This is a genomic window from Xanthomonas vesicatoria ATCC 35937, from assembly GCF_001908725.1.
GTDB lineage: Bacteria > Pseudomonadota > Gammaproteobacteria > Xanthomonadales > Xanthomonadaceae > Xanthomonas > Xanthomonas vesicatoria.
In genome coordinates this window covers 5,002,040-5,016,433 of the sequence record NZ_CP018725.1, presented here as the reverse complement: position 1 = coordinate 5,016,433, position 14,394 = coordinate 5,002,040, and the positions used below count along the sequence as shown (strand labels likewise).

Annotated in this window: 10 protein-coding genes and 1 pseudogene; 3 read left to right on the top strand and 8 right to left on the bottom strand. The window is 66.3% G+C overall.

Annotated elements, in window-relative coordinates:
* Positions 1-8: 8 nt before the first annotated feature.
* Entirely contained in the window at positions 9-1,010 is a 1,002-nt protein-coding gene (locus tag BJD12_RS21965) for an LLM class flavin-dependent oxidoreductase (protein ID WP_005992447.1), read from the bottom strand.
* Between the two features lie 419 nt (positions 1,011-1,429).
* Between BJD12_RS21965 and BJD12_RS21960 the strand changes: the two genes are divergently transcribed.
* Complete coding sequence (locus BJD12_RS21960) at positions 1,430-2,833, top strand: MFS transporter (protein ID WP_042827992.1); 1,404 nt, start codon at positions 1,430-1,432, stop codon at positions 2,831-2,833.
* Between the two features lie 40 nt (positions 2,834-2,873).
* On the opposite strand, the gene BJD12_RS21955 is transcribed toward BJD12_RS21960, so the two are convergent.
* Together BJD12_RS21955 and BJD12_RS21950 are read right to left on the bottom strand one after the other, a co-directional pair.
* A complete protein-coding gene (locus BJD12_RS21955) occupies positions 2,874-4,601 on the bottom strand; it encodes an ATP-binding cassette domain-containing protein (protein WP_050812871.1) in 1,728 nt (575 codons plus the stop codon).
* 78 nt (positions 4,602-4,679) lie between these two features.
* A complete protein-coding gene (locus BJD12_RS21950) occupies positions 4,680-5,750 on the bottom strand; it encodes a phosphoenolpyruvate carboxykinase (ATP) (protein ID WP_005992454.1) in 1,071 nt (356 codons plus the stop codon).
* Between the two features lie 156 nt (positions 5,751-5,906).
* On the opposite strand from BJD12_RS21950, the pseudogene BJD12_RS21945 reads away from it, so the two are divergent.
* Positions 5,907-7,461: pseudogene (locus tag BJD12_RS21945) on the top strand (B12-binding domain-containing radical SAM protein).
* A gap of 157 nt (positions 7,462-7,618) precedes the next feature.
* Positions 7,619-8,833: a nucleotidyltransferase family protein gene (locus BJD12_RS21940; RefSeq protein WP_005992461.1), complete on the top strand. Its 1,215-nt coding sequence runs from the start codon at positions 7,619-7,621 to the stop codon at positions 8,831-8,833.
* A 370-nt stretch (positions 8,834-9,203) separates the two neighbouring features.
* Here the strand turns inward: BJD12_RS21940 and BJD12_RS21935 are convergent, their stop codons facing one another.
* From BJD12_RS21935 to BJD12_RS21915, 5 genes are all read right to left on the bottom strand, one after another.
* Complete coding sequence (locus BJD12_RS21935; RefSeq protein WP_005992463.1) at positions 9,204-10,325, bottom strand: glycosyltransferase family 4 protein; 1,122 nt, start codon at positions 10,323-10,325, stop codon at positions 9,204-9,206.
* Positions 10,322-11,452, bottom strand: a complete 1,131-nt coding sequence (locus BJD12_RS21930; protein WP_039423047.1) for a glycosyltransferase family 4 protein — start codon at positions 11,450-11,452, stop codon at positions 10,322-10,324. Before BJD12_RS21930 ends, BJD12_RS21935 begins: the two co-directional genes overlap by 4 nt.
* A gap of 127 nt (positions 11,453-11,579) precedes the next feature.
* Complete coding sequence (locus BJD12_RS21925; RefSeq protein ID WP_005992467.1) at positions 11,580-12,278, bottom strand: class I SAM-dependent methyltransferase; 699 nt, start codon at positions 12,276-12,278, stop codon at positions 11,580-11,582.
* Complete coding sequence (locus BJD12_RS21920) at positions 12,275-13,492, bottom strand: amidohydrolase family protein (protein ID WP_172797209.1); 1,218 nt, start codon at positions 13,490-13,492, stop codon at positions 12,275-12,277. The genes BJD12_RS21925 and BJD12_RS21920 overlap by 4 nt, the downstream gene beginning before the upstream one ends.
* A gap of 12 nt (positions 13,493-13,504) precedes the next feature.
* The gene (locus BJD12_RS21915; protein WP_042827993.1) at positions 13,505-14,347 is read right to left on the bottom strand and encodes a class I SAM-dependent methyltransferase; all 843 of its coding nucleotides are present in this window, start codon (positions 14,345-14,347) and stop codon (positions 13,505-13,507) included.
* Between the last annotated feature and the right edge of the window lie 47 nt (positions 14,348-14,394).

Below are 14,394 nucleotides of genomic sequence, written 5' to 3'. Positions count from 1 at the left end.
GACGTGAATCACGCAGTGGTCACGTCCAGTTCCCGCACCGCTTCTGCCGCGATTTCAAACGAGCGCAGACGCGCGGCGTGGTCGTAGATGTTGGCGGTGAACAACAGCTCGTCCGGCGCGTGCCGCTCGATGAAAGCGGCTACGCCCTGCGCAATCTGGTCGGCATTACCGAGCACGGTGCATGCCAGAGCGCGCTCCACGCCGACGCGCTCATGCGGCTGCCAGAAGCTGTCGATGTCGTCGATGGGCGGCGGGATCTTGCCGGGCTTGCCGCGACGCAAATTGACGAAACTCTGCTGTTGGGTGGTGAATAAACGACGCGCCTGCGCTTGCGTTTCGGCCGCCACCACGTTGAGGGCGAGCATGACGTGCGGCTTGGCCAGTTGCGCAGACGGGCGGAATTCGCGGCGGTAGATCGACACCGCCTCGTCCATCGCATCGGGCGCGAAATGCGAAGCGAATGCGAACGGCAAGCCCATTGCGGCGGCCAGGCGCGCACTGAACAGACTGGACCCCAACAGCCAGACCGGCACGTCCAGCCCGGCGCCAGGCACTGCCTGCACCAACTGCCCCGGCACCGCGGGGGCGAAGTAACGCAACAGCTCGGCAACGTCCTGCGGGAATTGGTCGGCGCTGTCGAAGTAGCGGCGCAAGGCGCGCGCGGTCGGTTGATCAGTGCCGGGCGCGCGGCCCAGGCCCAGATCGATGCGCTGCGGATACAAGGAGGCCAGTGTGCCGAACTGCTCGGCCACCTGCAGCGGTGCGTGATTGGGCAGCATGATGCCGCCGGAACCGACGCGGATGGACTTGGTGCCGCCGGCGACGTGGCCGATCAACACCGCCGTGGCGGCGCTGGCGATGCCTGGCATATTGTGGTGCTCGGCCAGCCAATACCGGTGATAGCCCCAGCGCTCGGCATGTTGTGCCAGATCGAGCATGTTGGCGAAGGCGTGAGTGGTGTCGCTGCCTTCGCAGACGGGCGCCAGGTCGAGCACGGAAATGGGCGTCATCGGACGGCTCCGGAACTAAGTGATGGTCAAGAGATGGGGCTGCCGGGACCGCATTGCCAGCCGCTTGCCCGGCGCTGAGAGGATTACAGCATTCCAGCAGCCGAACACCGGATGCGGGCGTGCCTAGGTCTTCGCGTGCGGCTGACCAGCCACTACTAGGCAGTTGCCAGCTCGGTTGAGATGCACGCAACAATCGGATTGCACGAGCGTCCCTGCTGCTGCCGGCACCAGACACCAGCCGTGCCCGCCTTGCGGCTGTACAGTCGTTCTGTTGACTGCCTTTGGGTACCGCGGCCCACGCCCTCGCAGCGGATGCGCCGACCAAGGCGCGAACACGTCGCCGGTGCCACGAAGGGCCAGCGCTACCCGGACCAGGCCGCTCGCTATGATGCGGGCTGACCTGGCAATGCGACACGACGATGGCGATGAATGCCCCGCCCGCCCCTGACTCCAGTGCCGCACAGATCGCCGCGCGCATCGATCGACTGCCAGCCAGCGCCACGCTATGGCGGTTGGTCGGGTTGCTGGCACTGGGCGGGTTCTTCGAGCTGTACGACCTGTTCCAGACCGCCTACATCAGCCCCGGGCTGATCGCCGACGGCATTTTTACCAAGGGTGGCGATGGCGCATTTGGCATGTCGGACCAGGCTGCATTCGCCGCGGCCACGTTTCTTGGCCTGTTTGTCGGAGCCGCGTTGTTGAGTCCGTTCGCCGATCGCTTCGGCCGCCGCCTGGTGTTTACCTTCGCGCTGGTCTGGTACACCGCGGCAACCGTGGCGATGGGCCTCCAAAGCACGGCCACCGCAGTCATCGTGCTGCGCTTTGTGGTGGGCATCGGGTTGGGCATCGAGCTGGTGACCATCGACACCTACCTGTCCGAACTGGTGCCGCGGCACATGCGTAGCGCAGCGTTCGCGTTCGCCTTCTTCGTGCAGTTTCTGGCGGTGCCCACGGTGGCCCTGACCGCCTGGCTGCTGGTTCCACATGCGCCGCTGGGCATGAGCGGCTGGCGCTGGGTGGTGTTGCTGAGCGGCGTGTTCGCATTGGCGATCTGGTGGTTGCGCAGCCGCTTGCCCGAATCGGCGCGCTGGCTTGCAACGCAGGGCCGCAATGACGAAGCGGATGCGGTGTTGGTGCAACTGGAAGCGCGCTGCGTGCGCGACATCGGCGCGCCTTTGCCCGAACCGCAGCTGGCTACCGTAGCGCCTGCCGCGCAGATGAGGGCGTCGGCCTTGTGGCAGGCGCCGTATCGCGGGCGTATCGGCATGTTGGTGGTGTTCCATGTGTTTCAGGCCATCGGTTTCTTCGGCTTCGGTAACTGGTTGCCGGCACTGATTGCGGCGCAGGGCACCGGGGTGACCAAGAGCCTGGGCTATTCGTTTGCGATCTCGCTGGCCTACCCGCTTGCGCCGCTGCTGTTGCTGCGCTTTGCGCAACGTTGGGAAAACAAGTCGCAGATCACTGCGTCGGCACTGGGCGCGGTGCTGTTTGGGGTACTGTTTTCTCTACAGCATGACGCCATCGGCATGGTGTTGTGCGGGGCGATGATCGCGTTCTGCAACGCCTGGATGAGCTTTGCCTACCACGGCTACCAAGCTGAGTTGTTCCCCACCGGATTGCGTGCGCGGGCGGTTGGGTTCTGCTACTCGTTCAGCCGTCTGTCGACGGCGGTCAGCAGCGTGTTGATCGGTTGGCTGCTTGCGCAGGTCGGCAGCCATGGCGTGCTGGCGTTCATCGTGATCAGCATGTCGATCGTGGCGAGCGTAATCGCTGTATTCGGGCCGCGCACGCGTAATCGTGCGTTGGAGGAAATCGCCGGTTAGCGCCTGCGCGTTGCGGTGACGGACCGGCGCTGCACGCGGCTTACGCGCCCTGGCGTGTCGCCAGCGCCGCGCGCTTGCCGTGTGGCTGCAACACCGGTGTCTGTCCAAGGGTGATAGTGCGATCGGCCACCGCCGCCAGGCTGGTGCGATGCGAGACCACCACCAGCACGGTCTGCGACAGCCGCTGCCGCAAGGTGCATAGCAGTTGATGTTCGGCCGGGGCGTCGAGTGCGCTGGTCGCCTCGTCCAGGAGCGCCAGGGTCGGCGCGCGCAGCAATACCTGCGCCAACAGCAGGCGCTGCAACTCGCCACCGGACAGGCGGCTGTCCGGGCCGTTGATGGCCGTCAGCAGGCCATGGCCGTCGCGCTGCAGACGCGCGTGCAACCCCACATCGGCCAGCGCCTGCCACATGCGGAGCTCGGTGGCACCCGGCAACGCCCACTCCAGGCAGTCGCGCACCGTGCGCTGCCAGGGCCGCACGCCCTGGCCGATGTAGGCGCTATGCCGGATCAGTTGCCGGTACGCGGCAAAGTCCAGCCGACGCCCACCGGTATGCGCATCGAACGCGGCGGGCGGCGTCTGCCCGGAGAGCACATCCATCAAGCTGCTCTTGCCGACGCCGGAAGGGCCGACGATCAAGGCCATCTGGCCGGGCACCAGCAGCAGCGGGCCGATATCCAGCGCGGGCAGCGGCGCCGCCAGCTCGATGCGCTCCACATGCAGCGCCGCCGGCAGCGGCTGTGCCGCGTCGGCCGATGCCTGCATGCGCGTTGCACCCAGATCCACATGGCGCCGCCAAAGCTGCAGCGCCGGCCAGGCGGAACGCAACTGCTGCACGCTCTGCCGCGTGGTGACCAGATACGGCAGCAGGCGGCCCAGCAACAGGCTGACGGTGATCAGCGCGGCGCGGTCGGCACCCTGCCACAGATTAGCCAGCACCAGAATGCCGGCGATTGCGGCCACGGCGGTGAGTTCCAGCACCAACCGGCTGCTGGCCACCAGCTCCTGCTGTTGCGCGTAGCCCTGCCCCAAGCGCGTCGAAATACGCTCGTAATGCTGCAGTTCGACTGCTTCGCGCTGAAACGAGCGCACATGGCGCAGACGACGTGGAAAGTCTTCGCTCAACCAGAACAGCTGCGTCATGTCGGCCACGTAGTCGCGGCTGATGCGCGCCTGTGCATCGCTGCTGGACAGGCGCACGCCCAACCAGGCCAGCAGCAACAGCAGCGGCGTCGCAAACAACAGCGCAGGTGCGATCAGCACGGCGATGCACACGCTGACCAGCGCGGTGATGCCTGCCACCAGCAACTGCAGCACGGCGCTGAAGCCTTGCGTGGCGATCTCGATGTTGTAGGTGAGCACGTTGGCAATTTCGGCCGAACTGGCGCCCGCCAGTGCCGGCAACGGCGCATCGAGCAACGCGGCGTGCACGCGCCGGCGCAGACCCACTGCATAGCGGCTGGTCAGGCGTGCGGCCAGGCGTGCGCCGTACCAGCGCAGCGCAGCGAATAACAGGCTCACCCCCACGAACAGGCTCATCTGGGTTGGCAGGCCACCCGGCAATGCGAGTTGGTAGCCGGCCAACTGCACGCTGTGCCCGGGTTGCACCAGCGGCACCAGGCACACGGCGACGATGCTGCCGACGCATGCGGCGGCCAGCGACAGGGCAACGTACAGCGCGACAGCCGGTAGGTCTGCGGGCACCAGCGTGTCGGTAAAGCTGCGCAGCGTCGCTTGCCTCCGGCCGCCATGTGGGGGCTTACGCATCGGCTGCGCCACGGGCCTGATGCCGCGTTCGATCCGCGACACACGTCGCGTTGCGTGCGTGCAGGCCAGAGAAGCCTGTCATCGCAGCACCTGCAGCACAGCCTCCAACGAGGCGTGCGGGTGAGCGCCGCGGCCCAGGGTAAACATGCCCACGCGCTGCACCTGCGCAACAAAACGCTGCCAACCAGGCTGACCGGCGGCGTATGGCTGGTCGCGCGCCAGGTACTCGGCAATCTGCGCGCCCGGCACAGGCACCAGGCTCGGTGCGGAGGCATCGGCAGGCTGGCTGGACAGCATCAAGACCGCGCTCAACTGCAACGGCGTGGGCGCAAGCGTCGCATGGCCGTGGCGAAGATCGACCTCGTACTTTTCCACGCCGCTGCGGCGGTAAATGGTGGGCGATGCACTGATCCATGCGCGCGTCTGCGCATCGAGCAGGCCGAGCGATTCCGGCCGCAGATGCAGGAAATTGGCCACACCGGTGGTGAGCAGGCTATCCGGCGCCACGAATACACCATCTTCGGCAATGAACTCCAGGCCGTGCAGCAGGCTGTGCAACGCCAGCGTGGATTTGCCCGCTCCGCTGGCACCAAGCAACAGCACGCAGCGACCCTGCCGACCCACGCAGGCGCCATGCAGGGGCACCAGCCCAATGCCGCGCGCGGCAAGCAGGAACACTGCGAATTCGATGAGCTCGTAACGCACGTGATACGCGTGCGCCAGCATGTCCTCGGAGACCACCAGCATCGCGCGGCGCTCATGCACAGAGAGCATCAAGTGATTGCAGGCATCCATGACGCCGCAGACCAGCCCGCCAACCGCATGCGTGCGGACAGGCGGCGGTACATCAATGACGGCACCAGGCGCGCGCGGCACCAGATCCAGCGTGAGATGGAAGTGCGGTGCCACTGGCAGGCAGTGCGCCGGCAGGCCGGCATAGGCGGCATCGACCAGCGCCAGCAACGCCTCGCTGTCGCTATGAAAGTGGAAGAGCGCACCGAGGATCTGCCGTCGCACGCTGAAGCGCCGCGCACGCTGCTCACCGAACGGGTCTGCTGCAACCGTGTCCGGTGTGAGCGTACTCGGCGGAACCACGCATACGCGTTCGCTTACCGGCATGTGTTGCGCCAACGCAGCCGACTGCGGCATGCCTGTCATCCATTGCATCGATCAGCCCGTGTGTGCGCGTTGCGTCGCGAAAGGTTGCATCACCGCGTGCGCTGAACTGCCGCCTCACATCGCCGCGGCAACGCAGCGCGATGGCGCAACCAAAGGCACCTGCGTGCGCACCTACTGCCGAGCCGAATGCCGGTGTCTGCGCACGCGACCGCTGCGCGTCATCTGGCAACAGAACGAGAGCCTTGCGCAGATGCTAAAGATCCAGGTCAGTCATTCGTATTTCCTGCGTTACGACCCAAAGCAATGGGAGCGCGGCAAGCCGTACCCCCCGTTGGCCACCCTGCAGATTGCCGCATTGCTGCGCGAGCGTGGGCATGCGCTGAGCCTGTTCGACGCCATGCTGGCCGACGACGTAGCCGACTATGCAGGCGCGCTGCAGGAGGCGCAGCCGGATCTGGTGGTGTTCTACGAAGACAACTTCAACTTCCTGACCAAGATGTGCCTGAGCCGGATGCGTGAGGCGGCCTGCCGCATGATCGGGCAGGCGCGCGCCGCCGGGTGCCGGGTGCTGGTGGCGGGCTCGGATGCCTCCGACAACCCGGATGTCTTTCTGGCCGCCGGCGCACATGCGGTTTTGATCGGCGAAGGCATCGCGCCGTTGATCGAACTGATCGAACGCTTGGAAACCACTCCGCACCTTGATGAGCAGGCTTGGCTGACTGGTGTTGCAAGCATTGCCACCAGCGACCCGGACGCAGCGCGTGCGCATCCGGGTGCGCAGCCACCGGATGCACGCCTGAGTGGGCTGCCTGCGTGGGATCTGGTCGACATGCCGCGTTATCGGCAGTTCTGGCAGCAACGGCATGGCTATTTCAGCTTGAACATGGCGGCCTCGCGCGGCTGCCCGTTCCGGTGCAACTGGTGCGCCAAGCCGATCTGGGGCAACCACTACAAACGCCGCGGCGCCGAAGACGTGGCTGCCGAGATGATCCACCTCAAACGTCAGTTCCAGCCCGACCATCTATGGATGGCGGACGATATCTTCGGCTTCCATATCGAGTGGGTCGAGACGTTTGCGCAACGCTTGAGCGAGGCCGACGGCGTAATTCCGTTCACCATCCAGACCCGCGCCGATCTGGCCAGCGATCGCATGGCTGCCGCGCTGTCGCGTGCCGGTTGTGCCGAAGCCTGGATTGGCGCAGAAAGCGGCAGCCAGCGCATCCTCGACAAGATGACCAAGGGCACGCAAGTGGCCGAGGTAATCGCTGCGCGCGAGCGGCTGGGCGCACATGGCATCCGCGTGGGCTTCTTTATCCAGCTTGGGTATCTGGGCGAAGAGCTCGACGACATCCTGGCCACGCGCGCACTGGTGACGCAGGCCAACCCGGACATCATCGGCGTTAGCGTGTCGTATCCCCTGCCCGGCACCAAGTTCTACGAAGAAGTAAAGAACCAGCTGGGAGGCAAGACACATTGGCAGGACAGCGACGACCTGGCAATGATGTTCCATGGCGCGTACGACTCGGAGTTTTACCGCAGCGTGCGCAATCTGCTGCATACCCAGGTCGATCTGCAGCAGGCACGCGCAACGATGACGGCCGACGCCTTTTCGCAAGCGGCCGAGCAGCTGGAAGCGCGTTGGGACGCATTGATCGCATCGGAGCATCTCCACCGCACCGAGCCGCTCGCCGCCCTGGCGGCGCGCCCGCCGCGACACCTGGAAACGGTACTGGTGGGCTGATCGACGGCGGCAGCAAGCGGCCGCGCGACCGCCCTGATGTGGCATCCGCGCGACGCATTACAGCGCTGCCTTAGTTGCATCACCACCCGCTGGCCGCATCGCCCGCACCCTCCATCGCCCTCCTGTTCCACCCTGTTCGACTTTCCGGATCACCTGCATGCAGCCTTCGCTTCGCACCATCCGACACGGCCTACACACTGCCACCGAGCAGTTGGCGCACGAGCTGGCGCAGCCCGGCGACACTGCGCTGCAGTGGGACCGACTGCAGTGGCAGCTGGCCGCAGCGGCCGCAGCAGCGCATGGCGTATCGCCCCTGCTGCAGCGACGCTCGTTGTGGCAGAACGCCGAATGGACCGCCTTCCTGAGCGAACAGCGCAACCATGTCGAAGACCGGCACCGGCGGATTGCCCTGCTACTGACGCAGATCGATGCGGCCGCACGCATCGCCGGCATCGCGCTGGTGGGCCTCAAGGGGAGCGCCCTGCATCGGCTTGGCGTGTACCTGCCCGGCGATCGTCCAATGGCCGACATCGACCTGCTGGTACAGCCCGACGACGCGCCTGCGACGGCGGCGCTGTTGTGCGAGCTTGGCTATGTGGCGTCGTTCGCACAATGGAAGCACCAGGTGTTCAAACCGCTCCACGGCGACGCGGTGGCCGGTCTGGGCGAGCATCGCGATGCACCGATCAATATCGAGCTGCACACGCGCATCCAGGAACGCCTGCCGTTGCGCAGCGTGGACATCACCGCACGGATCTGGCCGGAGCGCCCGCAGCCCGGGCTGAATCCGTACCCATCCACCGGTGCCTTGATGTGCCATCTACTGCTGCATGCGGCCGGCGGTATCTGCCACCGCAGCATTAGGTTGATGCATCTGCACGATCTGGCCTTGCTGGCAACGCACATGGGGCCACGCGATTGGCAAGAGCTGTGGGACGACCCGGCCGTCTCGCCATGGTGGGCCTTGCCGCCGCTGTTGTTGCTGCAGCGCTACTACCGCGCAGTGGTGCCAGCGGCCGTGATGGCACGTCTGCATGCGCAATGCCCGCGGCTCCTGCGCATGCGTGCCGCCCGGCTAACACTGACCACTGCCTCGTGCTCGAACCTGTGGTTGTCTGCGCTGCCCGGTATCGAGTGGTCGGGTTCGCTACGGGAGGCGCGGGAGTATCTGCATCAACGCGTGGTGCCGTCGGCAGAGAGCCGCAAGGAGCGGGCCGACATGTTGCAGACCCAATTGTGGCTGCAAGACCAACCGTGGGTGCGCCAGACCCAGGCGCGCCGTCTGATGACCCGCCTGACCCGGCCCGTCCCGCGCACCGACACGCTGTATGTGGTGCGCGCCGCGCTCGATGGGTATCTGCAGCCCGCGTAAGGCTGCGTTGGCGACCTCAAGGAATATCGTGCTGGCGTCTGATGTCTGTGTTGGCGCGGAACATGCGCCGGCACCCCCGACCCTGTAAGTTGCGATGGTCGCTGCGGCCAAGATGGCTGACCACAGCAGCAATCGGCGGACGCTGCGTGCTTAGCTGCGCTCCATGGGCACAGGAACTACGTCGCGCGTACTGGCTACGCCAACCTGCTTGAATCTCGCTCTCAACAGCGGCCGGCACAACGCGGCGGGCAGTCGTCAGGTGGATATGAAAGGCCCGAGCAATACCGCCGCGTAAGCGCTGCATACGCCGCGCCGAGCACCCAGCAACGGGCACGTCGACCTGATAGCTGCGCCGTAGCTTCGGGCCGCGTTAGGGTGATGGACCAAGCGGTCGCTGCTCGCATAACTGCCGATAGATCTGTTCGAACAAACGCGTGGTCATCGCCGCGTCTTCGCGCACTGCGCGACACTGCGCCGCCCATGCCAGGCGCAGGCGCAGCTCGTCATCGCCAAGCACCTGTCGGATCGCCTCGGCCATGCCCGCCCAATCGCCCGGCGGCACCGCCAGCGCGGCGATCGGCGCCCATTCGACCAGATGCCCCACGGCCGTGCCTACGGTCGGAACACCGGCCACGGCCGCTTCCAGCAGCACCATCGGCCCAGCTTCGTGCAGGGACGACATCACCAGCACGTCGGCGGCCAGCATGATCGGGCGCAATTCGCGCTGGGTCTTGAAGCCGAGAAAGCGCACCTGCTCCTGCAGGCCAAGCTGCTGCACCAGGCGCTGCATGGCACCGTCCAGCGTGTCGACACCGACCATATCCAGCGTAAAGGCGACGCCGGCGCGTTTGAGTGCGGCCATTGCCTGCAGCAAGGTGGTCTGGTCCTTGACCGGGTTGAGGCTGGCCACGTGCAGCAGGCGTGCAGCTGCGCCTTCGCGCATCCTCGGCGGAACCGGCTGCCAGGCACGCAGATCCACGCCCAGCGGCACGCGCTGCGCGCCGATGCCGAGTGCCTGCAACGAGGCGATGATCGGCGCGCTGGCGGCGGTAACACGATCGGCCAGGCGCAGGATCACCGCCTCGCGTAGGCGCCCGCGCCACCGCCGCCGGCCGCCATACCCGATGGCATGCAGAGCCACCAGTTCACCACCGGCGATATGCACCACGCTGGGACGTCGCAGCAGCTTGGCCGCGCTCACCGCGATCAGGCTGCAGTAGCCGGAAAAGATCGCCTGGATCACGGCGAACGGTGCGCGCCGATGTTCTTTAACAATCGCACCAATGGCACGCAGGCGCGTGCGTCGCGCGCCGATGTTGTGCACCTTTGCTCCGCGCAGCATCCAGGTATCGGGCAAGGGTTCCTGATGCAGCACGAACACGTGCACCTCATGGTTGCGTGCCAGCCATTCGATCAGGGTCAGGAACACTGGAATCACGCGAACGTCGCCGCTGCGATCCACCCCACCCGGCACCACCAGCGCCAACTTCATCGCGGGTGCGCTCGCATTTGTTTCAGCAAGCTTGCGTACGCCTGTGCCCAACGCTGCCCCACTGCCGCGAACGACAACCGCGCATCGAAGTGCGCCCGCACCTGCGCGCGGCTGGGTCGCTGCCGCGCCACGCGCAACAGCAGTTCCGCCAATGCGCCGGCATCGCCCACTGGCCAGAGTTCGCCGACCGCGCCGTCATCGCTGAGTGCGCGGAAGGCCGGAATATCGGTCAACAACGGTAGGGCACCGCAGGCATAGGCTTCCAGCGCGGCATATCCGCAGCTCTCGGCGTGGCTGGCGGACACGAACACATCGCTCGCCTGCAATAGCGTCTGCACACGTGCATGCTCGACCTTGCCCACCAACTGCACGCACCGTGCAAGACGCGCATCGTCGCGCAGCCGCTGCTGCACCTGTGCCAGCAAGGGCGCCTGGTCGAACACGCACCACAGCCGCAGGCCAGGCAAGAGGCCCGCCGCCACGGCAACCGCATCGAGCACGCACAGAGGATCCTTGGCAGCGCTCAAATGACCAACCCATAACACGCACGGGTCACCCTGCAGCTGGCTCTGCTCACGCGCCAACAGGCGATCGCCAGGCACAAAGCGGCTGCTGGATTCAGGAATTGCAAACAGCTGCGTACGATTGTGAAACAAGCGCGCGCGCAGAAACGGCTGTGCCATTTCCAACGAGGTAAAAGCGATGCCGGCAGCGGCGCCATAACGTGCGCGCCACATTGCCCTGCCCCACCAACGTGGTGGGCGATTGGCATGGTCCTGCAGGAGGATCGGCATGTGCGGCAGCAGGCGCGCAAGCCTGCGCGCATCGCCGGCGAATTCAAGGCCGTGTATGTGGATCACATCGGCGCCGATGTCGCGCAGCAGCGCCGACAACGTAGCCGCGCGCGCGGCGCTTCCGCGTGGAGCGAGAGCGACGAAGCGATAGTCCACGCCCTCCCGTGCGAGCTGCGTGTTCAATGCAGAAGCCTGGATTACCGAAACGCGCACATCTGCGCTGGCCACCGCCTCGGCAATGTCGGCAAGCGAAGGCCAGTGCGCGAAGACCTGCTCGGCGCTCAAACCGGCCGGCGTTGGCACCAGATTGAGCTGTGCAACATACAGGGTCACGACGCGCTTGCCGGTGGATTGCCGCGGCGAGCAGGATCGGCGCAGCAGCACTCCACGCGCCGCGACGCCAGGTCACGTCGATCGCCTGCGCCGCATGGATTGCGGACGCAACCCGTGAGCGCGATGCTCACGCCATCCGCCGAAGGCGCAGCACCAGCGCAACCGGCACCAGCAAAGCCGTCCGGTCAAAACGCGCACCCTCTGGGATATCGGCCGGATCCAGCATCGGCTCGGTGACCGCTTCGATCGCAAAGCCCAATGCCGTGCATGCCGCATGCCAATGGCTGTACAGATGCTGGGTATGGCGCACCGCATAACGATGGCCCTCGGCCTTGAAGTCGCGGCGCCAGCCCAGTGCGTGGCCAATTGGATGCACGTCGCTGCACAGCACCAGGCCACCGACGCGGGTGACCCGATGCAGCTCCTCCAACGCCGGCCACAGCCGCTGCAGATGCCCGACCACCAGGCCGCATACGCTGAAGTCGGCAACCGCATCGGCAAGCGGCAGTTGGTCCAGGCTGCCCTGCTGCAGCTGCGCGCGCGCCAGCGGCCACTGCTGCGACAGTTCGGCCTTGGCGCGCTCAAGCATCTGCGGCGACAAATCGACACCGGTGACGTGTCGCGCGCCACGGCGCAACGCGTGCAGCATGTATCGGCCACTGCCGCAGCCGGCATCCAGCACGTGCAGGTTCTGCAATGTGGAGGGCATCAGCCCGAGCATTGCGCGTTCTTCGGCCCGCATCACCGGGTTGTGCGCATGCGGCGGATACGCGCTGGCCCATAGCGCATACGCCGCGTCAGGCTCGAGTACCGGGACCGCGCTCACGATGCGACACCCATCGATTCCAAGGCATCAGACGCTTGCTGGATGTTCTGCACCCGCTGCAAGCCGGGTTCGAGCGCCAGCACGGCCGGGTCTGCCAGACTGGCGTCCAGCAGCTTGGGGCGTCCATCCAGCACCACCGGAACGGTCTGGATGCCGGCGGCGTCGAACCACGGTGCAAAGTCCGGATCGGCGATGCGTGGCTTGCCGTCGCGAATGACCGCGCGTAACTCGCCGCGGTCGCAGCCGATCACACTGCCGGCAGGCTCGCCGCCGCAATCGCGCACGATCACCAAGTCCGCTACGGCCCCCGGCGCGATACGCCCACGCGCCGCCATGCGCAAGATGCGCGCGGACTGGTCGGTGGCCAGACCCAGGAGCAAATCCGGCGCCAGCCCGCTGCTCGCGGCAATACGCAGTTCCGCGAGCAGATCGCGGGCACCACTGACCCGCGAATCGCTGCCCAGCGCCAGCCGCCCGGCCATGCACAGCTGCCATGGATCGAGCGTGCGCCCGAGTAGCGCCAGATTGCTCGACGGGCACCACACCACCGCGGCACCACGCGCGATCACACGCTCGATATCCTGCTCGCCCATGCCCACGCCGTGGATCAGCACCGTGTTGGATGCCAGGCAACCGAGCCGATCCAGATCGTCGAGCTCGGCACGCGCCACCGCGTCGGTGCCTTCGGCCAGATGGATCATCCACGGGTGCGCTGCCGGCGTTGCCGCAAAGCTACCCTGCACCGGCGGGCCATAGCCGGTCCACCCCAGCGCGTAGCTCCAGCCGAATTCGCTGAGCACGCTGACCGGAAAGTCGGCCTCATCCAACGTGGCGTGCCAAGGGTCGTGCTGCGCCACGCAGGTCACACCGGCGAGCAAATTCTTCAAACCGCCATGGCGCAGGCGCACCGCCTTGGGCACGCGCAATGCGGCGGCTACAGCCGGATGCTGAAAATGCGCCTGAAACGCCTCGATCCAGGCATAGCTGTTGACGAACGGCGCGCCCTGCGGCAGCGGCGGCACGCAATTGACCTGCAGGTGTTCGTGCGCATTGATAAGGCCAGGCGCTAATACATGGCCCTGCAGGTCCAGGCGCAAGGTGCCAGTGCCAAGCGTGCCGCCGAAGCGTCCGGCACGTATGTTCACTGCGGCGCGCGACGGACCGGCCAGCGTGATCGATCGCGCGCCCTGCAGACAAACATCGGCCATGGACATCGGCATCTCCACTCAGCGCTTGCGCATCACGATCAGGAAGTGATCGCCCATGTCGCGCAATACCGGCAACCCACCGAAACGGTCGTCCAGCGCACCCAGGCGCTCGGAGACGCGCGGATGGCGCTCGCAGAAGTCGACCAGATACGGCGGCGGCAGGAACAGGCTCAGGGCACGGTAGTTATCCAGCACGAAGTGCTTTTCGAACGCGCGATAGAACTCGCGCGGCAGGTGGTACCAGGTCCAGATGGTGTGGCCGTTCATGCCCACCGCAGTTGCGCCCTTGGCCGCGCGCACCGCTGCGCGCTTGAAGCGCCCGCGCAACGCGTAATGGCCGATTTCCCAGGGGCAGATGCGCCCGATCACCGAAAACACCAGGCAGCCATCGGCGCGCAGCAGCCGCGCGCATTCGGCGGCCACCGCCGGCAGATCCGGCGCGCAATTGAGCGGGCCGAAGTTGGAGTACATGCCGTCGAACGTGCCCTCGAGCTGATCAAGCTGCTGGATGCCGACATGTGCAGCCGCAAGGCGCTCTTCCAGCCCCTGGGTGGCGGCGCGGTGGCGGGTGCGCTCGATCATGGCCGGCGACCAATCGGTGGCCAGCACGTTGTAACCGCGACGTGCGAACTCGCCCGCATCCAGACCGGTACCGCAGCCCAGGTCCACCAGCCGCGAGCCGACCGGCAACTCCGCGGCCACCGTGTCCCACAATGTGGTGCGCATGCGCTGGATCAGCGCATTGTTGCCGCGCGGGCCGTCGTAATCGGGGGCGACGCTATCAAACGCGCGTTGCGTTTCCAGCAACTGCTCCGGCGCGACCGTTCCGCCGCGTGCAGCATGCTCACTGACCATTGACATGCATCGCCTCCCCCACCCGTCTTGCTGATTTCACTGCACGCTCCAGA